At 67.2% G+C, this 23,304-nt stretch carries 20 protein-coding genes; 5 read left to right on the top strand and 15 right to left on the bottom strand.

What is annotated here, in order from left to right:
* Positions 1–201: 201 nt before the first annotated feature.
* The gene (locus tag QE360_RS03000) at positions 202–1,704 is read right to left on the bottom strand and encodes a S10 family serine carboxypeptidase-like protein (protein WP_309699172.1); all 1,503 of its coding nucleotides are present in this window, start codon (positions 1,702–1,704) and stop codon (positions 202–204) included.
* Positions 1,705–1,904: 200 nt separating this feature from the next.
* Between QE360_RS03000 and uvrA the strand changes: the two genes are divergently transcribed.
* The 4 genes from uvrA (at position 1,905) to QE360_RS02980 (ending at position 7,734) form a co-directional block, all read left to right on the top strand.
* Positions 1,905–4,805: an excinuclease ABC subunit UvrA gene (uvrA, locus tag QE360_RS02995; protein WP_309699169.1), complete on the top strand. Its 2,901-nt coding sequence runs from the start codon at positions 1,905–1,907 to the stop codon at positions 4,803–4,805.
* Positions 4,806–5,673: 868 nt separating this feature from the next.
* On the top strand, positions 5,674–6,084 hold the full coding sequence (locus QE360_RS02990) for a glycine zipper 2TM domain-containing protein (RefSeq protein WP_309699167.1): 411 nt from the start codon (positions 5,674–5,676) through the stop codon (positions 6,082–6,084).
* Between the two features lie 115 nt (positions 6,085–6,199).
* Positions 6,200–7,270, top strand: a complete 1,071-nt coding sequence (locus QE360_RS02985; RefSeq protein WP_309692751.1) for a type I restriction endonuclease — start codon at positions 6,200–6,202, stop codon at positions 7,268–7,270.
* A 149-nt stretch (positions 7,271–7,419) separates the two neighbouring features.
* A complete protein-coding gene (locus QE360_RS02980) occupies positions 7,420–7,734 on the top strand; it encodes a hypothetical protein (RefSeq protein WP_309699165.1) in 315 nt (104 codons plus the stop codon).
* A gap of 37 nt (positions 7,735–7,771) precedes the next feature.
* Here QE360_RS02980 and QE360_RS02975 read toward each other — a convergent pair whose 3' ends face one another.
* From QE360_RS02975 to QE360_RS02910, 14 genes are all read right to left on the bottom strand, one after another.
* Entirely contained in the window at positions 7,772–8,737 is a 966-nt protein-coding gene (locus QE360_RS02975) for a cell wall hydrolase (RefSeq protein WP_309699163.1), read from the bottom strand.
* A gap of 101 nt (positions 8,738–8,838) precedes the next feature.
* On the bottom strand, positions 8,839–11,676 hold the full coding sequence (locus tag QE360_RS02970; protein WP_309699161.1) for a pitrilysin family protein: 2,838 nt from the start codon (positions 11,674–11,676) through the stop codon (positions 8,839–8,841).
* Between the two features lie 25 nt (positions 11,677–11,701).
* Positions 11,702–11,914 (bottom strand): hypothetical protein, encoded by a 213-nt coding sequence (locus QE360_RS02965; protein ID WP_307102939.1) that lies wholly within the window; start codon positions 11,912–11,914, stop codon positions 11,702–11,704.
* 22 nt (positions 11,915–11,936) lie between these two features.
* On the bottom strand, positions 11,937–13,067 hold the full coding sequence (gene tgt, locus QE360_RS02960; protein WP_309699159.1) for a tRNA guanosine(34) transglycosylase Tgt: 1,131 nt from the start codon (positions 13,065–13,067) through the stop codon (positions 11,937–11,939).
* Entirely contained in the window at positions 13,064–13,567 is a 504-nt protein-coding gene (locus QE360_RS02955; protein WP_309699157.1) for an EF-hand domain-containing protein, read from the bottom strand. Before QE360_RS02955 ends, tgt begins: the two co-directional genes overlap by 4 nt.
* Positions 13,564–14,601 (bottom strand): tRNA preQ1(34) S-adenosylmethionine ribosyltransferase-isomerase QueA, encoded by a 1,038-nt coding sequence (gene queA, locus QE360_RS02950; protein ID WP_309699155.1) that lies wholly within the window; start codon positions 14,599–14,601, stop codon positions 13,564–13,566. The genes QE360_RS02955 and queA overlap by 4 nt, the downstream gene beginning before the upstream one ends.
* Positions 14,598–15,386 carry a peptidylprolyl isomerase gene (locus QE360_RS02945; RefSeq protein WP_309699153.1) on the bottom strand — a complete coding sequence of 263 codons (789 nt, stop codon included), beginning with the start codon at positions 15,384–15,386 and terminating at the stop codon, positions 14,598–14,600. Before QE360_RS02945 ends, queA begins: the two co-directional genes overlap by 4 nt.
* Before the next feature lie 212 nt (positions 15,387–15,598).
* A complete protein-coding gene (gene coaD / locus QE360_RS02940; protein WP_307102949.1) occupies positions 15,599–16,102 on the bottom strand; it encodes a pantetheine-phosphate adenylyltransferase in 504 nt (167 codons plus the stop codon).
* The gene (locus tag QE360_RS02935) at positions 16,099–16,998 is read right to left on the bottom strand and encodes a farnesyl diphosphate synthase (RefSeq protein ID WP_309699151.1); all 900 of its coding nucleotides are present in this window, start codon (positions 16,996–16,998) and stop codon (positions 16,099–16,101) included. The genes coaD and QE360_RS02935 overlap by 4 nt, the downstream gene beginning before the upstream one ends.
* A 2-nt stretch (positions 16,999–17,000) precedes the next feature.
* Entirely contained in the window at positions 17,001–17,240 is a 240-nt protein-coding gene (locus QE360_RS02930; protein WP_007406073.1) for an exodeoxyribonuclease VII small subunit, read from the bottom strand.
* Between the two features lie 69 nt (positions 17,241–17,309).
* A complete protein-coding gene (locus tag QE360_RS02925; RefSeq protein ID WP_309692789.1) occupies positions 17,310–17,507 on the bottom strand; it encodes a hypothetical protein in 198 nt (65 codons plus the stop codon).
* Positions 17,486–19,285: a diguanylate cyclase gene (locus QE360_RS02920; protein ID WP_309699149.1), complete on the bottom strand. Its 1,800-nt coding sequence runs from the start codon at positions 19,283–19,285 to the stop codon at positions 17,486–17,488. Before QE360_RS02920 ends, QE360_RS02925 begins: the two co-directional genes overlap by 22 nt.
* A gap of 141 nt (positions 19,286–19,426) precedes the next feature.
* The gene (gene clpA / locus QE360_RS02915) at positions 19,427–21,745 is read right to left on the bottom strand and encodes an ATP-dependent Clp protease ATP-binding subunit ClpA (protein WP_307102958.1); all 2,319 of its coding nucleotides are present in this window, start codon (positions 21,743–21,745) and stop codon (positions 19,427–19,429) included.
* Positions 21,746–21,917: 172 nt separating this feature from the next.
* The gene (locus QE360_RS02910) at positions 21,918–22,112 is read right to left on the bottom strand and encodes a DUF1192 domain-containing protein (RefSeq protein WP_309699147.1); all 195 of its coding nucleotides are present in this window, start codon (positions 22,110–22,112) and stop codon (positions 21,918–21,920) included.
* Positions 22,113–22,241: 129 nt separating this feature from the next.
* Here QE360_RS02910 and QE360_RS02905 point away from each other — a divergent pair, with 129 nt between their 5' ends.
* On the top strand, positions 22,242–23,225 hold the full coding sequence (locus QE360_RS02905; RefSeq protein WP_309704045.1) for an NAD(P)H-quinone oxidoreductase: 984 nt from the start codon (positions 22,242–22,244) through the stop codon (positions 23,223–23,225).
* Positions 23,226–23,304 lie beyond the last annotated feature (79 nt).

Here is a 23,304-nt window from a genome sequence, read left to right as displayed (position 1 = left end):
TCCTCCCGATGGGGATCATCGGGAGGATTTCAAAAGGGCAAAGCAAAGTTGGAACCGGTTTCGCCCAATCCCTCGTTCCGTTCAGCCTGAGCGAAGTCGAAGGCCAAGGGAAACGGGAACCCGCCGGACGTGCGCTTCGACTTCGCTCAGCGTGAACGGCCGTGGGGATTTTGGGGTAAACATCCAGATCGGATGCAAGACTTATCCCCCGTACATCGCCATCGCATCGCGCCGGAACGCCGCGCCGCTGTCGGTGCGGCTGTAGAACATGTGCCCGCCCGGATAGACGTTCAGATGCACCCGCTGCGCCACGCCATAGCTCGGCATCTGGTCGACGATCAGCCGCGACGCGAAATAGGGGCAGGACAGGTCGTCCCAGCCATGGACGATCATCACCTTCATCTTGGGATCGTTGGCGATCGCCTTGCGCAGGTCGGTGACGGGGGTGTCGTCGGGCTTGCCGCGATCCCAGGCGCTGTTCACCTCATAGGACAGCGCATGATAGCGCGCATCGGTCTTCCAGCCCACTTCGCGCGTCACGAAATCGACCATCGCGCTGGTCGTCGGCGCGATCAGCGAGTCGAGCAGCGGGTCGTTGGACCGCTGCTGCGACGACCAGGGGAAGGGGTCGAAGGCGGTGACGTTCGAGTCGTAGATGCTGCCGATCGTCGCATCATTGCGGTGAATCTCGCGCAAGTACGTCCGCGTGTCGATCCGCCCGCCCAGCCGGCGGACCAGCGCGGGGTCGAGACCGGTCAGCTCGGTGACGCGGCTGACCAGCCGGTCGACCGCCTGGGTGTCCGACCGCCCGCGCATCAGGTCGCGCAGGTAATCGCCGCGGGCATAGGCCTCGACGCCCGCCATCGCCTCGGGGGTCAGCTTGCCCTGCCGCTCCAGCTGGGCCGCCGCCATCGAGGGCAGGTCGATCATCCAGGGCAGCGGCGACAGCGCGGTGGCGTCGTCGCCCGACGCCGGGTCGAGATAGGGCGACACCATCACCAGCCCGTTGACCCCGACGCCGATCTGCGACTGAAGCTCATAGGCGATGCGCGGCGCGCGGTAGCCGCCATAGCTTTCGCCCATCACATATTTAGGCGAGCGCAACCGGCCTTCCTTGACCAGCCAGTCATAGACGACCTTGGACAGATATTTGATGTCCGGGTCGTTGGCGTAGAAAGCCTTCTTGGTCTCCGCCTCGTCCACCAGGCTGCGGCTGAAGCCGGTGCCGATCGGGTCGATGAAGACCAGGTCGGTAAAGTCCAGCCAGCTGTTCGGATTGTCGGTCGTGACCGGCGCGTCGGACGGTGCATCGCCCTGCGCGCCGAAGGGGACGCGCTTGGGCCCCACCGCGCCCATGTTGAGATAGACCGACGACGCGCCCGGCCCGCCGTTGAACGCGAAGGTCACCGGGCGCCGCACGTCGCCGCCGGGCACGGTATAGGCGGTATAGACGACCTGCCCGATCTCCTTGCCCTTGTCGTCGCGCACCGGGATCGTGCCCACGGTCGCCTTGTAGGTGACGACCCGGCCGCCGATCCGCGCGCTTTGCGTGATCGTCCTGTCGGCGGGGAGCGGCGGACGGTTGCTGTCGTCGTCCTTGGTCTCGGTGGTCTTGGTCTCGGTCTTCTCGGCCTTTTGCGCCAGGGCAGGCGTCGTCTGGGCGGCCAGCAGCAACAGGGCGGACAGGTGCAGGGTCTTGGACAAGATGGAAACGCTCCCCCTCGGAAATGAGACAGTGTATCATGCAAAGCGCGGGAATTGCCAAGCCCCCGGCTTTTCAAGGGGATCATGGGCGAAGCTCCGGCGTTCCTGCAAGCCCGTCCCAAACCGCCCCTCGCAATGGGGCCTGTCGCTTCCTATCTCGCCTCTGGCCTTCTCTCCGGAACAGAAGTAGAACCTGCCTCATGCTGACCAAGATTTCCGTCCGCGGCGCGCGCGAGCACAATCTCAAGGATGTCGATATCGACATTCCCCGTGACACGCTGACGGTGATCACCGGCCTGTCGGGGTCGGGCAAGTCTTCGCTCGCCTTCGACACCATCTATGCCGAGGGGCAGCGCCGCTATGTCGAGTCGCTGTCGGCCTATGCGCGCCAGTTCCTGGAGATGATGCAGAAGCCGGACGTCGACCATATCGAGGGGCTGTCGCCCGCCATCTCGATCGAGCAGAAGACGACCAGCCGCAACCCGCGCTCGACCGTGGCGACGGTCACCGAGATCTACGACTATATGCGCCTGCTCTGGGCGCGCGTCGGCATCCCCTACAGCCCCGCCACCGGCGAGCCGATCGCGGCGCAGACGGTCAGCCAGATGGTCGACCGGGTGATGACGCTGCCCGAGGGCACGCGCCTCTATCTGCTCGCGCCCGTGGTGCGCGGCCGCAAGGGCGAATATCGCAAGGAAATGGCCGAGTGGCAGAAGGCGGGCTTCACCCGCGTCCGCATCGACGGCCAGCTCTACGAGATCGACGAGGCGCCCGCGCTCGACAAGAAGTTCAAGCACGACATCGAGGTGGTGGTCGACCGTCTGGTAGTGCGCGAGGACATTGCAACCCGCCTGGCCGACAGTTTCGAGACCGCGCTGAAGCTGGCCGATGGCCTGGCCTATGTCGACCCCGCCGATCCGGTCGAGCCGCACACGCCCAAGTCGGCGGTGCTGGGCGACAATGCGCCCGATGGCCGCATCGTATTCTCGGAGAAATTCGCCTGCCCGATCTCCGGCTTCACCATTTCCGAGATCGAGCCGCGCCTGTTCTCGTTCAACGCGCCGCAGGGGGCGTGTCCGGCCTGTGACGGCCTGGGCGAGAAGCTGATCTTCGACGAGGATCTGGTCGTCCCCAATCATGAGCTGTCGATCAAGAAGGGCGCGGTCGTGCCCTGGGCCAAGTCCAACCCGCCCAGCCCCTATTATATGCAGGTGCTGGGCAGCCTTGCGCGCGAGTTCGGTTTCTCGCTGGAGACGCCTTGGAAGGACCTCGACCCCAAGGTGCAGGAGGTGATCCTGCATGGCACCAAGGGCAAGGCGGTCACGCTGACCTTCATCGACGGCAAGAAGTCCTATGACGTCAAGAAGCCGTTCGAGGGTGTGATCGGCAACCTCAACCGCCGGATGCTCCAGACCGAGAGCGCCTGGATGCGCGAGGAACTGTCCAACTATCAGTCGTCGCAGCCCTGCGAAGTTTGCCACGGCGCGCGGTTGAAGCCCGAGGCGCGGGCGGTGAAGGTCGCGATGCAGGACATCTCTTACGCGACTCGCCTGTCGGTGGTGGACGCGCTGGCCTTCTTCACCGGCCTGCCCGAACATCTGACCGACCAGCAGCGCGCCATCGCGCAGCCGATCCTGAAGGAGATTGTCGAGCGGCTGGGCTTTCTGAACAATGTCGGGCTGGATTACCTGAATCTCGACCGGACCAGCGGCACGCTGTCGGGTGGCGAGAGCCAGCGGATTCGCCTGGCGTCGCAGATCGGCTCGGGCCTGTCGGGCGTGCTGTACGTGCTGGACGAGCCGTCGATCGGGCTTCACCAGCGCGACAACGACATGCTGCTGGCGACGCTGCGGCGGCTGCGCGACCTGGGCAACACCGTGCTGGTGGTCGAGCATGACGAGGATGCGATCCGCACCGCGGACTATGTCATCGACATGGGGCCGGGGGCGGGCGTGCATGGCGGCCAGATCGTCGCGCACGGCACGCTCAAGCAGTTGCTCAAGTCCAAGACCAGCGTCACCGCCGATTACCTCAACGGCACGCGCGAGATCGCGGTGCCCGCCAAGCGCCGCAAGGGTTCGGGCAAGAAGCTGACCGTGCACAAGGCGACCGCCAACAACCTTCAGGGCGTGACCGCGAGCATTCCGCTCGGCACCTTCACCTGCATCACCGGCGTATCGGGGTCGGGCAAGTCGAGCTTCACCATCGACACGCTCTATGCCGCCGCCGCGCGCACGCTGAACGGCGCGCGCATCCTGGCGGGCAAGCATGAGAAGATCAGCGGGCTCGAACATCTCGACAAGGTGATCGACATCGACCAGTCGCCGATCGGCCGCACGCCCCGGTCGAACCCGGCCACCTATACCGGCGCCTTCACCCAGATCCGCGACTGGTTCGCGGGGCTGCCCGAGGCGCAGGCGCGCGGGTACAAGCCCGGCCGGTTCAGCTTCAACGTCAAGGGCGGCCGGTGCGAGGCATGCCAGGGCGACGGCGTGCTCAAGATCGAGATGCACTTCCTGCCCGACGTCTATGTGACGTGCGACGTCTGCCACGGCGCGCGCTACAATCGCGAGACGCTGGAGGTGAAGTTCAAGGGCCACTCGATCGCCGATGTGCTCGACATGACCGTCGAGGACGCCGCCGAATTCTTCCAGGCGGTGCCGCCGATCCGCGACAAGATGGCGATGCTGGTCGAGGTCGGCTTAGGCTACGTCAAGGTCGGCCAGCAGGCGACGACCCTGTCGGGCGGCGAGGCGCAGCGGGTGAAGCTGGCGAAGGAATTGTCGCGCCGCGCGACTGGCAACACGCTCTACATCCTCGACGAGCCGACCACGGGGCTTCACTTCGAGGACGTCCGCAAATTGCTCGAAGTGCTCCATGCGCTGGTCGAACAGGGCAATACGGTGGTGGTGATCGAGCATAATCTCGATGTCATCAAGACCGCCGACTGGATCGTGGACCTCGGCCCCGAAGGCGGCGTGAAGGGCGGCGAGATCGTCGCGGTCGGCACGCCCGAAGTGGTCGCCGCCGAACCGCGCAGCTTCACGGGGAAGTATCTGAAGCCGCTGCTCGACAAGGGGCAGGCGCAGGCGGCGGAATAGCGATCCCCCCGGCATGGGGAGGGAAACCATGCCGGTATGGGGAAGGGGGCAGTCTGTTGCTTGCTCCTTTCCGCACCACCCCGGCGAAGGCCGGGGGCCAATCGCGGGACGCGTAGGGCAAAGCATCAATGTCCGCCCAACTGGATCCCGGCCTTCGCCGGGATGGTGGGGGGCGCTAATAGCGGCATGACTTGCTTGGACATCTTGTCCGACAGGGGCGTCTTTGGCGCACTGGGAGCGGGACGGGTTTTCCCTTGGCCTTCGACTTCGCTCAGGCTGAACGGAGGTTTGGGGATGGGAAGGGCTTGGCGACCCAGCCCGTTCGCACTGAGCGAAGTCGAAGTGCAAGCCCCGACATCCCGCAAACAGCCCCGCCCCCACGCGGCAAACCGATTTAACATATCGCAACTCTCCCCAGTATTGGAGGGAACCATGCCAGTATGGGGAAGGGGGCAGCCTGTTGCTTGCTGCTTTCCGCGCCACCCCGGCGGAGGCCGGGGTCCAGTCGCGGGACGCGTGAGGCAATTCGTCCATGCCCGCCCAGCTGGATTCCGGCCTTCGCTTAGATGGTATGTGGGATTTGTATCGATCGCGGCAGGACTTGGGTGGGTATCTCCGGCAGGGAGCGTTTTGCCGTCCCCGGATTGGGACGGGGTTTCCCTTGGCCTTCGACTACGCTCAGGCTGAACGGAGTGTGGGGGATGGGAAGGGGCTTGGCGACCCAGCCCGATCGCACTGAGCGAAGTCGAAGTGCACGCCCCGACATCCCGTAAACAGCCCCGCCCCCACGCGGCAAAACCAATTTAACATATCGCAACTTTTGTCGCATCAAAGCGATTACCCCACATCACCCATAAGGGAGGATGTGATGCGTGCACTGACACTCGGCCTGATTGCGGCCGCGACGCTGGTTTCGGGTTGCTCGACCTATGGCGGCGGGTTGGGCGGGGGCTATGGCGGCCCGCGCTACGCCTATGATTACGACCGGCCCGACCCGGCCTATGGCGGCTATTATGCCGACCGCTATTATGTCGACAACAGCCGCTATCGCGAACGCCGCCTGGGCGCCAACGACCGCGTCTATGTCGGTCAGGACGGTCGCTATTATTGCCGCCGCAACGACGGCACCACCGGCCTGATCGTCGGCGGTATCGCGGGCGGCGCGCTGGGCGCGGCGATAACCTCGGGCGGGTCGCAGACGCTGGGAACGCTGCTGGGTGCCGCTGGCGGCGCACTGGCGGGCCGTGCGATCGAGCGCAACAATGTCCGCTGCCGCTGATCGCAAGTACTGATCGATCAAGGGCCGGTCGGTCGCCTCCGTTTCGGATGCGACTGGCCGGCCTTTTCACACCCGCCTCGCCTACGCTGTCGCCCATCAAGGCATGGGGATGGCGATGGATTTGGCGACGAAGCTGGTCGAATTGGAAAAGCGGACCGCGCAGCACCGCGAATTGCTGCTGACGGAGGAAGCGGCCAAGACCGCGCTGGTCATGCCCTTCATCCAGGCGCTGGGCTATGACGTGTTCAACCCGGCCGAGGTGATCCCGGAATTCACCGCCGATGTCGGCATCAAGAAGGGCGAGAAGGTCGATTACGCACTGGCGATCGACGGCAAGCTGGCCATCCTGATCGAGTGCAAGCCCTCCTCGATCGAACTCGACCTGAAGCACGCCTCGCAACTCTATCGGTATTTTTCCACGACCGAGGCACGGGTGGCGATCCTGACCAACGGGGTCGTCTATCAATTCTATTCCGACACCGAACAGCCCAACAAGATGGACGAAAAGCCGTTCTTCGTCTTCACAATGGACGGCATCCGGCGCACCGATCCGGCGATCCTGGAGCGTTTCGCCAAGGCGTCGTTCGACATCGACCTGATCATCGCCGAGGCCGGGCGGCTGAAGCTCCAGTCGCTGCTGCGTATCGAACTGGAGAAGGAGTTCGCGCATCCTTCGGAGGATTTCGTGCGGATGATGATGGCGCGCCTCTATAACGGCCGCGCCAATGCCGCGATGAAGGAGCAATATCACGCCGCGCTGACCAATTCGATCGCGACGCTGATCCGCGACCGGGTGAACGAGCGACTGACCTCGGCGCTCAACGTCGCCAATCCGATCCCCGACATGATCGAGGAGGGCGCGTCGGACGATATGTCCGAGGGCTCGGGGATCATCACCACCGAGGACGAGATTGCGGGCTTTCGCATCGTCCAGGCGATCGCCGCGCGGCATGTCGACCCGGAGCGGGTGGTGATCCGCGACTCCAAATCCTATTGCGCGGTGCTGCTCGACGATAACAACCGCAAGTCGCTGGTCCGGCTGCACTTCAACAGCCCGACGACGCGCTATGTCGGCACCTTCGAGGGCAAGGTCGAGACACGCCATCCGGTCGCGGCGCTGACCGACATCTATCGGCTGGAAGAGGCGATCGTCGCGCGCATCCGCGAGCTGGCGGGGGCGGCCTGAGGCCAAGGAAGATGAACAAAGTCGAACGAATTGCGACACTTGGCGACATATTCGCGGGGTGGTTGCGATAGCTTTGGGATCAGCGCCACCCATATTGCGGATCGGGCCAGTATTCGCCCGCTTGTTATGGGAGTAACGCTATGAAAGCCATGATCCTCGCGACCCTGGGGTTCGCCACCATCGCGGTTCCGACCGTCGCCGATGCGCAGCGCTGGACCCCGATCGCCCAGCGTCAGGGCCAGCTTCAGGGGCGGATCGACCAGGGCATCCGTTCGGGGGCGCTCAACCGTCGCGAGGCGGATCGGCTGCGGGGCGAGCTCCGCCAGCTCGACCGGCTGGAAAATCGCTATCGCCGCTCGGGCGGGGGCCTGAGCATGTCGGAGCGCAACGATCTCGACCGTCGCTATGCGGTGCTCAGCCGCCAGGTCCGCTTCGAGAAGCATGACCGCAACCATCGCCGCTGATCGGTGAGCAAGACCGCGCCCGTCGCTTCGGGCGCGGTCAGTCGCGGGGCGGCAGCGGGCGGCCGCTGTCCTTCCACTTGTCGAGGATCTGACCCGACGTCGCCAGCCGATCGCTGATGCCGGTATCGCCGGCGGGCGCGGCCCTGGGCGGTTCGGTCGTCGGTCGGGGCGGTGTCGCGACCGGGCTCGCGGACGCCGGAAGCGGCGGCACGGCCATGGTCGGCGGCGCGATCACCGGCTCGGCCGGGGCTTTGCTTCGCGCGGACGGCAGGACCGGCACGACCTCGCCCCCGGCATAGCTGCGGTTCATCGCCGCCGCCGTGCCCCAATAGCCTTTCCACCGATGGAAGAGATGCGCGCCGACCATGTCGGTCATCACCATCGCGCGGTTCCAGCCTGGGGCGACCGCGAAGCTGTGATAATGGGTCGCCAGCCCGACCGGCGCATAGACGCTGCCCGCCAGCGCCGCCGCCGCGATCCGCGCCGCGCGTGCCCAGCCCGCCACGGCGGGCGTTCGCGACAGCGCTCCGTCGCAGACGAAGCTGAACTGGCAATGCGCTTGTTCCACCCCCTGATAGACGACGCCGCAGACGCTGGCGGGAAAGGCGGGATGGCGCGCGCGGTTGAGCACGACCTGCGCCACCGCGCGTTGCCCATCGATGCTCTCGCCGCCCGCTTCGTAATAGATGGCGGCAGTCAGGCACTGCATCGCGCGGGCCCGGTCCACGACCGTCGCCCGGCCCCAGCGAAAGGGCTGGGCGGCGACCACGCCGCTGTCCGCCAGGACCGCGCCGGGCGGGATGGGCAGGCTGGGCAGCGCGACGGTGCCGGTGCTGCCGTCGGAGGCGGGGAGGGGGCGGGACGGCGCCATGACGGGCGCGGGCGCGACCGGCGCGCGAGACGGCCGGGGCGCGGCCCCGTCCCCGCGTCGCCAGGCGGCCTGGGCGGCGAGCATCAGCCCCCCGGCCAGCATCAGGCCCAGCATGGCGAACCATGCCTGCACCAACCGCCTTACTGTCCGCCTCGCCACCCGCAACGCGCCGCCGTCCTTCCCATCCCGTGGCTTTTCAGCGCGCTATAACGCTTGGGGTTAAGGATTTGGCCTCAACGCAATTTGGGGGTGTCGAGATCGACCGCCGCCGCCGGGATCACCTCCACATCCGGATGCGCCTGGCGTAGCGCGGGCAGGAACTGCCTGGCGTCGCCGACCACCACGATGCTCGCCTCCTTGGGATCGAGCAGGCTGGCCGAGGTCGCCTGCACCGCCGCCGGATCGACCGCCTGGACGCGCGGGATATAATGGCTGAGCTCGCCCAGCGGCACGCCCTGCAGCGTATAGCTGGCCAGGATGTCGGCGATGCCGTCGGTGGTCTCGACCGTCCGGCCGAAGCCGCCGACCAGCACCGCCTGCCGCGCCGCCAGCTCGGCGGGCGGCACCGGCTCGCTGCCCAGCTTGCGCATCTCGGCATCGATCAAGTCCACCACCTCGGCCGCCGAGGGGTTCTTGGTCTGGGTCCGTGCGGAGATCAGGCCGATGTCGCGCCCGGTCGCCACCGAGCTGCCCGCGCCGTAAGCCAGCCCGCGCTTGATGCGGATTTCCTGGTTGAGCCGCGAGGAGAAGCCGCCGCCCAGCACCGTATTGGCGACCGCCAGTGGATAATAGCGATCGTCGGCCCGGCGAATGCCCGGGCGGGCCACGACGACCCCGGCCTGTCCGGCATCGGGCATGTCGATGACGACGACGCGCGGCGCGGGGAAGGCGAGTTCGGCCGGGCGTGGCGCGGCGGCCGTGGCGCCGGGCGCGCGCCAGTTGCCCAGATAATGCTCGGCCACCTGCCGGGCCCGCGCCGGGGTGATGTCGCCGACCAGCAGCAGCGTGGCCTGTCCGGGCTTCCAGCTGCGCGCATAGGCGGCGGTCAGGTCGGCGCGGGTCAGCGCCTTGAGCGAGGCGGGCGTGCCCGACAGGGGCTGGCCATAGGCGCGCGAGCCGTACACCACCCGGTCGGCGACCATCGCGGACAGTTGTGCCGGGTTCTTCATCGCCACGTTCAGCCCGTCGATCGACTGGGTGCGCGCGCGCTCGATCTCGTCGGCGGCAAAGGCCGGGTGGGTGGCGACATCGGCCAGGATCGTCATCGCGGTGTCGATCTGCGCCGAGGGGACGGTCAGGTCGATCGTCGCGCCGTCATCGGTGGCGCTGCTGGCGATCGATCCGCCGACGCTTTCGACCGCGCGCGCGATCTGCGTGGCGGAGCGGGTCGTCGTGCCCTTGGTCATCAGCTCGGCGGACAGGCTGCTCGCCCCGGCCTTGCCGGTCGGATCGGTCGCCGCGCCGCCCAGCGCGACCAGCGAGGCGGTGACCAGCGGCAGGTCGTGCCGCTCGACCGTCACGACGCGCACGCCATTGGCCAGCCGCGTCTCGGCCGGCTGGGGCAGGACGGGCGCGATCGGCGCGCCGGGGGCGGGGGGCAGGATGCGCTGCCCCTCGGGGGCCGGGGTCACGACCGGGATGTCGGCGGGCGGGGTCAGCGCGGCGGTCTGGACGGTCGGCGCCAGTTCGATCGGCATCTCCCGGACATTGGCCGGGCGGTCCGAGTCGGGGAGGTAGCGGATCGTCGCGCTCTGCTGATCCTTCAGATAGGCGCGCGCCACGCGCTGAATGTCGGCGGCGGTCACCGTCTGGATCGCGGCGATCTGGCGATCGGCGGCATGGGGATCGCCATCGACGATGACGCTGTTGGCGATCAGGCTGGCCTTGCCCTCGGCCGTCTCGCGCTGCTTGAGCGCGCTGGTCAGCAGTTCGTTCTTCGCCTCGGCCAGTTCGGTCGCGCTGACGGGCTGGTCGCGCAGGCGGGCGATCTCGCGCTTCAGCGCGGCCTCGCCCTCGGCCACCGGCTTGCCGCTGGCCATCATCGCATAGGCGACGAGGTTGCCGGTCGACTGTTTGGTGTCGAGGAAGGTCGCGGCCGACTGCGCCAGCTGGTCGCGATACACCAGGGTCTCGTACAGCCGCGAGCTTTCGCCCGCCGACAGGATCGCGTTCAGCACCATCAGCGCGGGCGTGTCGGCGCTTCGCTCGGGCGGGATGTGATAGCTGATGAGGACCGCAGGCAGCGGCACATTGGCGTCATAGGCGGTGCGCGACACCGCCGCCGTCCGCGCTGGTTCTGCGACCGTCACGCGCGGAATCGGACCGGCGGGGCGCTTGATGCCCGCGAAATACTGGTCGACCCAGCGGTCGAGCTGCGCAGGGTCGAAATTGCCCGACACGACCAGCACGGCATTGTCGGGCCGGTAATAGGTCGCATGGAAGGCGCGGACATCGTCGATACCCGCCGATTCCAGTTCCTCCAGGCTGCCGATGCCCGGCCGCGCATAGGGATGCGTGGTATAGGCCAGCTTGGGATAATAGATGGAGAACAGCTTGCCATAAGGCTGGGCGAGGGTGCGCTGGCGCAGTTCCTCCTTCACCACGTCGCGCTCGCTGGCGAAGCTCTTGGGCTCGACCACCAGCGCGGCCATCCGGTCCGCCTCGGCGAAGAGCAGGCGTTGCAGGTGGTTGGCGGGCACCACCTCGAAATAATTGGTATAGTCGTCGGCGGTGGAGGCGTTGTTATAGCCGCCGACATCCTCGGTCAGGCGATCCATCTGTTCGGGGACGAGGTTGCGCGTCGCCTTGAACATCAGATGCTCGAACATGTGCGCAAAGCCCGAGCGGCCCTTGGGATCGTCCTTCGACCCGACATCGTACCAGACCTGGACCGAGACATTGGGCGTCGTCGTGTCGCGAATGGCATAGACGCGCAGCCCGTTGGGCAGGGTGCGCGTGGTGAAGGCGATCGGCTTCACGCTTTCCGTGCGCGCAGAAGTGGCAGTCTGTGCCCCCGCCAGCGAGGGAAGGGCGGCGACGCCGAGCAGGAGCGCGGCACGGAAAAGGCGCATGAAGACCCTCTTGATGGAGTGCGGGTTACTTGGACTTGTTGCGGTTGCCGTAGAGAACGGCGGCGGCGATCGCGGCCGATCCGATGCCGACGCCCAGACCGATCTTGCCCAGCGGCCAGTTGCGCGTCTTGTCCTTCACCGAGTCGGCGGCGGCTTCGGCCGCGGCGACGGCATGCTCCTTGGCCTCCTTGGCGGCGGCGAGGATTTCGTTGGGGGCGTCTTCGGTATGATCGGTCATGTTACTCTCCTACTCGACCAGCTTATTCCTTGGCAGCGTAGCGCGCCCGGAAGTCGTCCGCAAAGGCCGTGAGCCGCCCCTCGGCGATCGCGCCGCGCAGATCGGCCATCATCTGCTGATAGAACCAGATATTATGCTCGGTCATCAGCATCGCGCCCAGGATCTCGCCCGCGCGGACCAGGTGATGCAGATAGGCGCGGCTATATTGCGCGCAGACCGGGCAACCGCAGGCGGGATCGAGCGGCCCCTGATCCTCGGCGAACCGCGCATTGCGGATGTTGATCGGCCCCGATCGGGTAAAGGCCTGCCCGGTCCGGCCCGAACGCGTCGGCAGCACGCAGTCGAACATGTCGACCCCGCGCTCGACGGCACCCACGATGTCGGTCGGCTTGCCCACGCCCATCAGATAGCGGGGCTTCTCGACCGGCAACTGACCCGGCGCGAAGTCGAGGCAGCCGAACATCGCCTCCTGCCCCTCGCCGACCGCCAGGCCGCCGATCGCATAGCCGTCGAACCCGATATCGATCAGCGCGTCGGCGGACGCCTTGCGGAACCCTTCGTTGAGCGCACCCTGCTGGATGCCGAAGATCGCATTGTCCTCGGCATGCTGCCCGCCCGCGTCGAAGGCATCGCGGCTGCGCCTGGCCCAGCGCATCGAGCGTTCCATCGCGGCGGCCTGAACCTCGGGCGAGGAGGTGGTCGGGACCAGCTCGTCGAACGCCATGACGATGTTCGAGCCCAGCAGCCGCTGGATCTCGATCGAGCGTTCGGGGCTGAGCATATGGCGGGTGCCGTCGAGATGGCTCTTGAACGACACGCCGTCCTCGGACCGCTTGGTCAGGTCGGCCAGGCTCATCACCTGATAGCCGCCCGAATCGGTCAGGATCGGCCGGTCCCAGCCCATGAAGCCGTGCAAGCCCCCCAGCCGGTTCACCCGCTCCGCGCCGGGGCGCAGCATCAGGTGATAGGTGTTGCCCAGGATGATGTCCGCCCCGCTGGCGCGCACGTCGCCGGGCTTCATCGCCTTGACGGTGGCGGCGGTGCCGACGGGCATGAAGGCGGGGGTGCGGATCTCGCCGCGCTTCATGGTGATGGTGCCGGTCCGGGCGCGGCCGTCGGTGGCGTGGATGGCGAAGGAGAAGCGGGCGGTCATTTTCTTCTGTCTCGGGGCGCGAGCGGGCCGGTGGGGCCATTGGCGTCGGCGGGAATGGTGCGGATGGTCAGCGCTTCGGCGCGGCTGATCGCGCCGTCATGGTTGCGGTCGAAGCGCGAGAACAGGCGCGAGAAATGCGCCTGCAACTCGGGCAGGGTGATGCGGTTGTCATTGTCCTTGTCGACATCGAACGGGCTGGGCAGCGCGTTGCGGTCGCCCAGCCAGCGTTCGGCCCAGTCGGCGAACTGGAGATAGCCGATCGAACCCTGATGCGCGGTGTCGATGGCGTCGTAGGATCGCTGGACCCCCGCCTCCATCTCCTCGCGCGTGGTCTTCCCGTCGCCGTCCGCGTCGAAGGCGGCGATCATCATCGCCACCGGCTCGACCACCATCGTCGCCGGGGTCTGGGCGAAGGGCGCGGGGCGCGCGGTGACGGTCACCGTCTCGTTCGCCCCCGGCATCGGCGTCGCCGCCTGGAGCAGCAGCGCCAGCAGGATCATGCGCGCGGCCCCGGCAGCAACAGCGAGGCGTCGCCATAGGAATAGAAGCGATACGCGTGCGCGATCGCATGGGCATAGGCCGCCTGCATCCGATCCAGCCCCATCAGCGCCGAGACCAGCATGAACAGGGTCGAGCGCGGCAGGTGGAAATTGGTCATCAGCCCGTCGATCCCGCGAAAGCGATAGCCCGGCGTGATGAAGATGGCGGTGTCGCCCTCGAACGGACGGATCACGCCGTCCTCTCCGGCCGCGCTCTCGATCAGCCGGAGCGAGGTGGTGCCAACCGCGATTACCCGGCCGCCGCGCGCCTTGACGGCGTTCAGCCGGTCGGCGGTGGCGGCGTCGATGCGTCCCCATTCGGCGTGCATCTTGTGATCGACGGTGTCGTCGGCCTTGACCGGCAGGAAGGTGCCCGCACCGACATGCAGGGTCAGCGTGGCATGTTCGATCCCTGCGGCCGCCAGCGATTCGAGCAGGCCGGGCGTGAAGTGCAGCGCCGCCGTGGGCGCGGCGACCGCGCCCGGCTCGTTGGCGAACATCGTCTGATAGTCGTCGGCGTCCTTCTCGGTCACGCCGCGCTTCTGCGCGATATAGGGGGGCAGCGGCATGGTGCCCGCCCGCTCCAGCAACAGCTCGACCGGCTCGTCCCCGGCAAAGTCCAGCGCGAAGCTGCCGTCCTCGGCCCGATCGCGCGCGGTCGCGCTGACCCCGGCGCCGAAGTCGATCACGTCGCCGTCGCGCAGCCGCTTGGCGTTGCGGATGAAGGCGCGCCAGCGCCGCGCCCCCTCGCGCTTGTGCAGCGTCGCGCCGATCTTCGCCTCGCCGCGTATCCCCTCCAGCTGGGCGGGGATGACGCGGGTGTCGTTGAAGACCAGCAGGTCGCCGGGGCGCAGCGCGGCGGGCAGGTCGCTCACCCGCTCGTCACGGGTGGCGTCACCGTCGAGGACCAGCATCCGCGCCGAATCGCGCGGGGATGCCGGGTAAAGCGCGATCCGCTCGGGCGGCAGCGCGAAGTCGAAGAGATCTACGTTCACTTGGTGGCCGTTGCCGCCTTCTTGGCCGGAGCCGCCTTGGGGGCGGAACGACGTGCCGGAGCGGGCCGGGGCGCGGGCTTCGTCGTGGAGGCCGCGCCGGGCAAAGTCACCGGCGCGCCCAGGTTGGGGGCGGCGACGGGGGCGGGGACATAGGCGGGGGGATTGTCGGCCGCGACATAGGCGTGGACGATCCGGCTGGGGTTCGCGGGCGGCTCGCCCCGTTCGATCTTGTCGACATATTGCATGCCGTCGATCACCCGGCCGAACACCGTGTACTTCTTGTCGAGCGCGAAGCGCGGCTGGAAGACGATGTAGAACTGGCTGTTCGCGCTGTTGGGATCGTCGGCGCGCGCGGCGGCGACCGATCCGCGGACATGCGGCAGATAGTTGAACTCGGCGGGCACGTTGGGCAGGTCCGACCCGCCGGTGCCGTCGCCCTTGGGATCGCCGCCCTGCGCCATGAAGCCGTCGATCACGCGGTGGAAGGTCAGCCCGTCATAGAAATGGCGACGGGTCAGCGTCTTGATCCGCTCGACCATCTTGGGCGCGACATCGGGACGCAGCCAGATCGTCACCCGGCCGCCGGTCGACAGGTCGAGCAGCCAGAGATTCTCCTTGTCGGTGACGGGCGGCGGGGCCGGCCGGCCGGTGACATTGTCCTCCAGCACCTGTGCCGCCTTGGCGGGAGTGGTGAATTTGGGCTGGGCCTGGGACCTGCTTTGGGCCTGTGCCGGAACGGCGATCAGGCTGGCCATCATCATGGCAAGAGCGGCGAGAACGCGCATCACATCTCTACGACAAGGAAAGGAATGGGGAGGCTGTAGAGCAAATCGCCCCTTGCGCCAATCTGAACCTTTTCGAGGATCAACTCCTCCCCGGCAGGGGAGGGGGACCGTCGCGAAGCGATGGTGGAGGGGGTGTGCGGCAAAGGATGCCGGTTGCGGAGAGCCCCCTCCGTCAGGCTGCGCCCTGCCACCTCCCCGCGCCGGGGAGGATCCTAAGATCCCTTGCGGCCGATCTTCTCGACCCGCGCGACGACATCCTCGCGCACGGCGGGGGTCACGAACTTGGCGATATTGCCGCCATAGAGCGCGATCTCCTTGACCAGGCGGCTGGCAATGGGTTGCAGCGCGACATCGGCCATCAGGAAGACGGTCTCGACGCGCGGATTGATCTGCTGGTTCATCCCCGCCATCTGATATTCATATTCGAAATCGGCGACCGCGCGCAGGCCCCGGACGATGACCTTGGCGCCCTCGCGCTCGGCAAAGTCCATCAGCAGCGAATCGAAGGCGACGACATGGATCTCGCCCGCCACACCGGCGACCTCGCGCCGGACCATCTCCATGCGCTCGTCCAGCGTGAACATGGGCGACTTGGAGGGGTTGGTGGTGACGCCGATCACCAGCCGGTCGACCAGCTTCGCACCGCGCCGGATGATGTCCATATGGCCCAGCGTGACGGGGTCGAAGGTGCCGGGATAGACGCCGATCCGGGTCATCGATCGCGCTCCACGACATAGGCGGCGATGGCGCGGAGCAGGTCGGCCTCGGGGCCGTAATCGCGCAAATGCTCGATCGCCTGGGCGACCAGCATCCGACATTGTTCGCGCGCGCGCTCGACGCCGAGCAGGCTGAGGAAGGTGGCCTTGCCCGCCTCCTCGTCCTTGCGCAGCTTCTTGCCTGCCGCCGCCTCGTCCCCCTCGGCGTCGAGCAGGTCGTCGGCGATCTGGAAGGCCAGACCCAGGTCGTGCGCATAGCCGCGCAGATGGATGCGGCCCTCGGGCGCGACGCGACCCAGGATCGCGCCTGCCTCGACCGCGGCGCAGATCAGCGCGCCGGTCTTCATCTGCTGGAGCCGGGTGACGGTGGCGAGGTCGAACACCTGCCGCTCGGCCTCCAGGTCCATCATCTGCCCGCCCGCCATGCCGCTGGGCCCGGAGGCGCGGGCGAGGTCGAGGATCAGCTCGGACCGGACGAAGGGATCGGCATGGGTCGACGGATCGGCCAGGATCTCGAAGGCCAGCGCGTGGAGGCAGTCGCCCGCCAGGATCGCCGTCGCCTCGTCGAACGCCTTGTGGACGGTCGGCTTGCCGCGCCGCAGGTCGTCATCGTCCATCGCGGGCAGATCGTCATGGATCAGCGAATAGACATGGATCGCCTCCAGCGCGGTCGCGACCCAGCCCGCACAGTCGCGGTCCACGTCGAACAGATGCGCGGTGGCGAAGACGAGGAGCGGGCGCAGCCGCTTGCCCCCGCCGATCGCGGCATGGCGCATCGCGGCATAGAGCGAGGCGCGGGGATCGCCCGGATCGGCCAGTACCTGCGCGAAGCGGCGGTCGATATCCTCGGCGACCTCGGCCAGCGCGCCCGACAGGGTCGTGGCGGTCAGCGTCACGCTCAACCCGCCTGGAACGGGCGGGTGCCCGCGGCCTTGCCTTCGGCGTCGAGGCGGATCGCCTCGATCCGGGCCTGGGCGGCGTCGAGCCGCTCGGCGCAACGCTGACGCAGACGGTCGCCGCGCTCATAGAGGCGGATCGATTCGTCGAGCGTCGCTTCGCCGCTTTCCAGTCGGCCGACGATCCTCTCCAGTTCCTTGAGGGCGTCCTCGAACGTCAGTTCTTCGATGGGCGTATCCATGACGTCGCTATGCGGCACGCATCCGGCGCGCGCAAGGATGCTTGATCCATCCTTATGCCGCGCCTGTCCCTATCGGAGTCGGTCGACGGTCCAGGTGTAGAGGAACGAGACGCTGAGCAGCCCCAGATCGACCGCCGCCTGCACCCGGCGCGGCGACCGGTCGGTCAGGTCATGGGTGATGAGGCGGATATCGGCGGTCGGATGGCGATAGGCGAGCGCGACCAGCGCCAGCACCGCCATTCCCATCACGATCCGCCGTTCGCGCACGCCCCCGTCTCCCCGCGCGCCGGTCTAGGCCGTGTCCGGACGAGCGGCAAGGGGGCTGCGGGGCGGCTTTCCGCCATCCCGCCGGTCATCGGGAGGGAGCGGCCCCGGCACGCCCGGTCTCGTCCGCAATTCTTGGCGGCGTAGAGCGCCTGATCCGCCTCGCGGTAGATCGCCCTCCAGTCCGTCTCGTCCCGCATCGGGCCGGTGCACAGCCCCAGGCTGGCGGTGACCTTCAGCCCCGAGGGATAGGCGACCTCGCGCAGCCGGGCGAGCAGCTGGTCGATGTCCGGCCCGCGCGCGGCGTCGGTCAGCAGCGCGAACTCCTCGCCGCCGATCCGTGCGATCAGCGTGTCGGGGCCGACCAGATCGGCCAGCGCATGCGCAAAGGCGCGGAGGACCTCGTCGCCGCCGTCATGGCCCAGCTGGTCGTTGATCCGCTTGAAATGATCGATATCGACCAGGATCAGCGTCTGCGGCCCGCTGCGCCCGATGGCCTGGTCGAGAAAGGCGCGGCGGTTGAACAGCCCGGTCAGCGAATCGGTATCCGCCAGCCGCCGTGCGACCCGCTCGTCGGCGCGCGCCAAGTCGCGGTCGCGGCTGAGCAGATAGATGCGATAGGCGACGCCCAGGCTGGCGATCAGCGCCTCGGCCCCCATCGACAGCACCGTCGACTGGTCGATCCATGGTCGCCAGGCGATCAGATGCGCGGCGTGGAGCAGCCGGAACATGGCAAAAACGATCGGCGCGCCCCATGCGAAGGCGAAGGCCCAGAGGAAATTGCTCCGTCGCCGCCAAGCCTGGACGAGTACCGCGATCAGGAAGAACAACAGGACGAGGAAGCCGAAGACCACGGCCTGGTCAAGCGGCAGGATCCAGCGCGGCGCGAGCAGCGCGAAGGCGACGTTGGGAATGGCGATCAGCACGAACGACACGATCGCCAACCGGTCCAGCCATCCCTCGAACACCTTCCGCTCGAAGAAGTGGCGCGCGAAGATGACCAGGGTCAGCGCCACCCCGCCCAGCATGATGGCATTCCATCGGTGCCGCTCGTTATTGTCCAGCCAGGGCAGCCACTGGCCGATCAGCCCCGACGACGCCAGCGCATAGCCGGTGATGAAGAACAGCAACAGGCAATAGACGGGCTGGAGCGGCTGGCGCAGCGCGGGCCAGAGCGCGAGATTATAGACCGCCAGTCCGATCACCATCCCCATGATCAGGCCATAGATCAGCCCCAGCGAGGATTCGGTCGCCAGCATGTCGCCATGACGACCCAGACGCGCGCCGCGCACGACGCCGCGCATGTTCGCCGCGCCATGCGCCTCCCACAGGATGCGGATCGGCCGCGCCCCCTCGCGCGGCAGGGGGACGCCGATCATCGCGCCCAGCAGCAGATAGGGGGAGGTGGTCGCGCTGGTATAGGCGACCCGGCGCATCTGGCCGTCGGCATAGAGGATATGCAGGGTCGTCGCGTCCTGCCAGGTGCTGGCGAAGCGGACCGCCAGCCGATCGCGCGGATCGCCGGCAATCACCGGCAGCGGCTGCGAGAGCACCCAATAGTCGCCGACACCATAAGAGGACTGGTCGCTCCGGCAGTCGAAGCGCTGCGGGGCCGCCAGCATCGCCTGCGGCGTATCGCCGGGGTGGATGGGCCGGATACAGGTGGTCAGCGGTTGGCCCACCTGCGCCCGCGCGGCGGACAATGGCACAAGGCCCAGCATGATCGCCAGAATCAGCGTGCCAATCCTGGTCAGCCATCCACCACCCATGGCGCGGACCATATCATGGCTTAATTTAAATTTGGCTTAAATTTTATGAGTGTGTGGTTAACGGATTGATCTGGGAAAACCGCCGCATCGGCCCTTCGCACGGCCCCCCGAAAAAGGGCCGGGTGATGCCACCCGGCCCGATCATGTTGCCAATTAGCCCGCGTCGACTTCCGCCGGCTTGCCGCCCTTCTTGCGCGGCTTCTTCGGTGCGGCGGGCTCGATCGCGAAGGACAGCGCGCCGTCCTTCATCCTCACCGTCACCTCGCCGCCATGGACCAGCTTGCCGAACAGCAGTTCCTCGGCCAGCGGCTGCTTGATCTTCTCCTGGATCAAACGGCCCATCGGACGCGCGCCGTACAGGCGGTCATAGCCCTTTTCGGTGAGCCAGCTCTTCGCCGCTTCGTCCAGGCTGATATGGACGTGACGATCGGCCAGCTGGAGTTCGAGCTGGAGGATGAACTTGTCCACCACCCGCGCCACGACTTCCGGCGGCAGGTAACCGAAGGGCACGATCGCATCGAGGCGGTTGCGGAACTCGGGCGAGAACATCTTCTGCACCGCCTGCTCGTCCTCACCCTCGCGGGTGAGGTTGCCGAACCCGACCGTCTCGCGCGCCATGTCGGCGGCGCCCGCATTGGTCGTCATGATGATGATCGTGTTGCGGAAATCGACCGTCTTGCCGTGGTGATCGGTCAGCTTCCCATTGTCCATCACCTGCAACAGGATGTTGAACAGATCGGGATGCGCCTTCTCGATCTCGTCGAGCAGCAGCACCGAGTGCGGATTCTGGTCGACCGCATCGGTCAGCAGGCCGCCCTGGTCGTATCCGACATAGCCCGGAGGGGCACCGATCAGACGGCTGACCGAATGGCGCTCCATATATTCGGACATGTCGAACCGCTGGAGCGGAATGCCCAGGATCGTGGCGAGCTGGCGCGCAACCTCGGTCTTGCCGACGCCCGTGGGGCCGGTGAACAGATAGTTGCCGATCGGCTTGTCGGGATCGCGCAGGCCCGCCCGGCTGAGCTTGATCGCCGAGGACAGATTCTCGATCGCGGCATTCTGGCCGAACACCACGCGCTTGAGGTCGGTCTCCAGCGTCTCCAGCTGCTGGCGGTCGTCGGTCGACACGCTTTTCGGCGGGATGCGCGCCATGGTGGCGATCACGGCCTCGATCTCCTTGGGCGTGATCGTCTTCTTGCGCTTGCTGACCGGCACCAGCATCTGCATCGCACCGACCTCGTCGATCACGTCGATCGCCTTGTCGGGCAGCTTGCGGTCGTTGATGTAGCGCGCCGACAGCTCGACCGCCGACTTGATCGCATCGGGCGTGTACTTGACCTGATGGTGATCCTCGAACGCCGAGCGGAGCCCTGCCAGGATCTTGATCGTGTCCTCGATCGTCGGCTCGTTCACGTCGATCTTCTGGAACCGGCGCAGCAGCGCGCGGTCCTTTTCGAAGTGGTTGCGGAACTCCTTGTAGGTGGTCGAGCCGATGCAGCGGATCGTGCCGCCCGACAGAGCGGGCTTGAGCAGGTTCGACGCATCCATCGCCCCGCCGCTGGTCGCGCCCGCGCCGATGACGGTGTGGATCTCGTCGATGAAGAGCACCGCGTGGGGCAGCTTCTCCAACTCGTTGACGACCGCCTTCAGCCGCTCCTCGAAGTCGCCGCGATAGCGGGTGCCCGCCAGCAGCGCGCCCATGTCGAGCGAGTAGATGACGGCGTTCAGCAGCACCTCGGGCACATTGCCCTCGATGATCTTGCGCGCCAGGCCCTCGGCGATGGCGGTCTTGCCGACGCCGGGATCGCCCACATAGAGCGGGTTGTTCTTCGACCGGCGGCACAGGATCTGGACGGTGCGGTCCACCTCGGGCCCGCGCCCGATCAGCGGATCGACCTTGCCCAGCTTGGCCTTTTCGTTGAGGTCGACGGTGAACTGCTTGAGCGCGCTTTCCCCCTTGCCCTTTTCGGCGGGCTTGGCGGGCTTTTCCTCCTCAACGCCCTTGGGCGGGGTCGACTCGCTGGCGGCACCACCCTTGCCGACGCCGTGGCTGATGAAGCTGACCGCGTCCAGGCGGCTCATATCCTGCTGCTGGAGGAAATAGACGGCATAGGATTCGCGTTCGGAGAACAAGGCGACCAGCACGTTCGCGCCGGTCACCTCGTCGCGGCCCGAGGACTGGACGTGCAGGATCGCGCGCTGGACGACGCGCTGGAACCCGCTGGTGGGGGAGGGGTCGGTCGCCGCCTCGACCTTCAGCGCGTCGAGTTCGGTGTCGAGATACTGGGCGACCGTCGCCTTCAGCTCGCCCAGGTCGACATGGCATGCTTCCATCACCTTGGAGGCATGGTCGTCGTCGATCAGCGCGAGGAGGAGGTGCTCCAGCGTGGCATATTCGTGGCGCCGCACGGTCGCGGCTTCCAGCGCCTTGTGAAGCGTGGTCTCGAGCGCGGGGGCGAAAGATGGCATCTACGATACTCCTTCCGAAGCGCCATGGACTGACGCCTCGTTTCGACCAATGTCGGGATGGTTCGCCCCGGCATCAAGCGGGTGTAACGCGCGGCGGCTGAACAAAGCGTATCGCGCGAACGAAAATATGGGACCGCCTCGGAGCGTGCGCGCCGGGTGGGGCCCCCCTGCGTCACCGCTTGAACAGCGCGTCGGCGCTGGCGCGGTGGAGCGCGGCGCGGTCGATGTGGCGGCGGGCCCGTTCGATCTCCTGCTCCAGCACCGCGATCCGCGTCTCCAGCTCGGCGAGCGAGAGCGGATCGAGATCGGTCCGGACCAGCATGGTCAGGCTGTCGGGAATGCGGATCGGGGAGTCGTCCTGTTCCATATCGGGATGCAGCGTTGACCCGGTCGTCGCCGATGTCAATAACGGGGCGACATGGCGACGTTCACGAAGGGGCGGTAATCGGTGCACGCGGATAACGACGTGATGGGGATCGGCGATCTCCCCGAGATGATGACCGCGATCGATCCCGAAGCGGCGGGCGGGCCGGAGGTGCTGGTCCCGACCCGTCGGCCGACCCCGCGGCCCGGTGCGGGCGAAGTGCTGATCCGGATCGCCGCCGCCGGGGTCAACCGGCCCGATGTGATGCAGCGCCAGGGGCTCTATCCGCCGCCGCCGGGCGCGCCCTCCATCCCCGGTCTGGAAATCGCTGGCGAGGTCGTCGCGATCGGCGAGGGCGTCGGGCCCGAGCTGATGGGCCAGCCGGTCTGCGCGCTGATCGGCGGCGGCGGCTATGCCGAATATGCGGTGGCGGTGGCCGAGCACTGCCTGCCCGTGCCCAACGGCCTGTCGATGGTGCAGGCGGCGGCGCTGCCCGAGACGCTGTTCACCGTGTGGACCAATGTCTTCGAGCGCGCCTATGCCCGCGAAGGCGAGACGCTGCTCGTCCATGGCGGGACCAGCGGCATCGGCACCATGGCGATCCTGCTGGGCAAGCTGTTCGGCCTGACGGTGATCGTCACCGCCGGATCGGACGACAAATGCGCGGCCGCCGAAAAGCTCGGCGCGGCCAAGGCGATCAACTATCGCACCGGGGATTTCGTCGAGGCGGTCCAGGCCTTCACCGGCGGCAAGGGCGTGGACATCGTCCTCGACATGGTCGGCGGCGATTATGTGCCGCGCAACCTGAAATGCCTGGGCGAGGAGGGGCGGCATGTCTCGATCGCGGTCCAGCGCGGCGCGAAGGCCGAAATCCCGCTCTGGGAGGTGATGCGTCGCCGCCTGATCCTGACCGGATCGACGCTGCGCGGTCGCGATGCCGAGTTCAAGGCGATGGTCGCCGACGAGGTGGCGCGGATCGTCTGGCCGCATGTCGAGGAAGGGCGGCTGCGCCCGATCATCGATCGCAGCTTTCCGCTGGCGCAGGCCGCGGACGCGCATCGCCGCATGGAGGCGGGCGACCATATGGGCAAGATCGTCCTGACCATCGGCGAATAATCCGATCTGCCCATTTCGGACTCTGGTCGACCGGGGTAACGGATCGGACGAGCGAATCGGCCGGGTCGGCCCGATCCGT

Origin of the sequence: Sphingomonas sp. SORGH_AS_0789 (assembly GCF_031453055.1) — a bacterium.
GTDB lineage: Bacteria > Pseudomonadota > Alphaproteobacteria > Sphingomonadales > Sphingomonadaceae > Sphingomonas.
The sequence above is the reverse complement of the archived record's forward strand: the minus strand, read 5'-3'. Positions and strand labels throughout refer to the sequence as shown.

Coding starts and splice junctions, on each gene's coding strand:
- uvrA (WP_309699169.1), top strand. CDS start 1,905: ATGCTGACCAAGATTTCCGTCCGCGGCGCGCGCGAGCACAATCTCAAG.
- QE360_RS02990 (WP_309699167.1), top strand. CDS start 5,674: ATGCGTGCACTGACACTCGGCCTGATTGCGGCCGCGACGCTGGTTTCG.
- QE360_RS02985 (WP_309692751.1), top strand. CDS start 6,200: ATGGATTTGGCGACGAAGCTGGTCGAATTGGAAAAGCGGACCGCGCAG.
- QE360_RS02980 (WP_309699165.1), top strand. CDS start 7,420: ATGATCCTCGCGACCCTGGGGTTCGCCACCATCGCGGTTCCGACCGTC.
- QE360_RS02970 (WP_309699161.1), bottom strand. CDS start 11,676: ATGCGCCTTTTCCGTGCCGCGCTCCTGCTCGGCGTCGCCGCCCTTCCC.
- QE360_RS02965 (WP_307102939.1), bottom strand. CDS start 11,914: ATGACCGATCATACCGAAGACGCCCCCAACGAAATCCTCGCCGCCGCC.
- tgt (WP_309699159.1), bottom strand. CDS start 13,067: ATGACCGCCCGCTTCTCCTTCGCCATCCACGCCACCGACGGCCGCGCC.
- QE360_RS02955 (WP_309699157.1), bottom strand. CDS start 13,567: ATGATCCTGCTGGCGCTGCTGCTCCAGGCGGCGACGCCGATGCCGGGG.
- QE360_RS02945 (WP_309699153.1), bottom strand. CDS start 15,386: ATGCGCGTTCTCGCCGCTCTTGCCATGATGATGGCCAGCCTGATCGCC.
- coaD (WP_307102949.1), bottom strand. CDS start 16,102: ATGACCCGGATCGGCGTCTATCCCGGCACCTTCGACCCCGTCACGCTG.
- QE360_RS02930 (WP_007406073.1), bottom strand. CDS start 17,240: ATGGATACGCCCATCGAAGAACTGACGTTCGAGGACGCCCTCAAGGAA.
- QE360_RS02920 (WP_309699149.1), bottom strand. CDS start 19,285: ATGGTCCGCGCCATGGGTGGTGGATGGCTGACCAGGATTGGCACGCTG.
- clpA (WP_307102958.1), bottom strand. CDS start 21,745: ATGCCATCTTTCGCCCCCGCGCTCGAGACCACGCTTCACAAGGCGCTG.
- QE360_RS02910 (WP_309699147.1), bottom strand. CDS start 22,112: ATGGAACAGGACGACTCCCCGATCCGCATTCCCGACAGCCTGACCATG.
- QE360_RS02905 (WP_309704045.1), top strand. CDS start 22,242: ATGACCGCGATCGATCCCGAAGCGGCGGGCGGGCCGGAGGTGCTGGTC.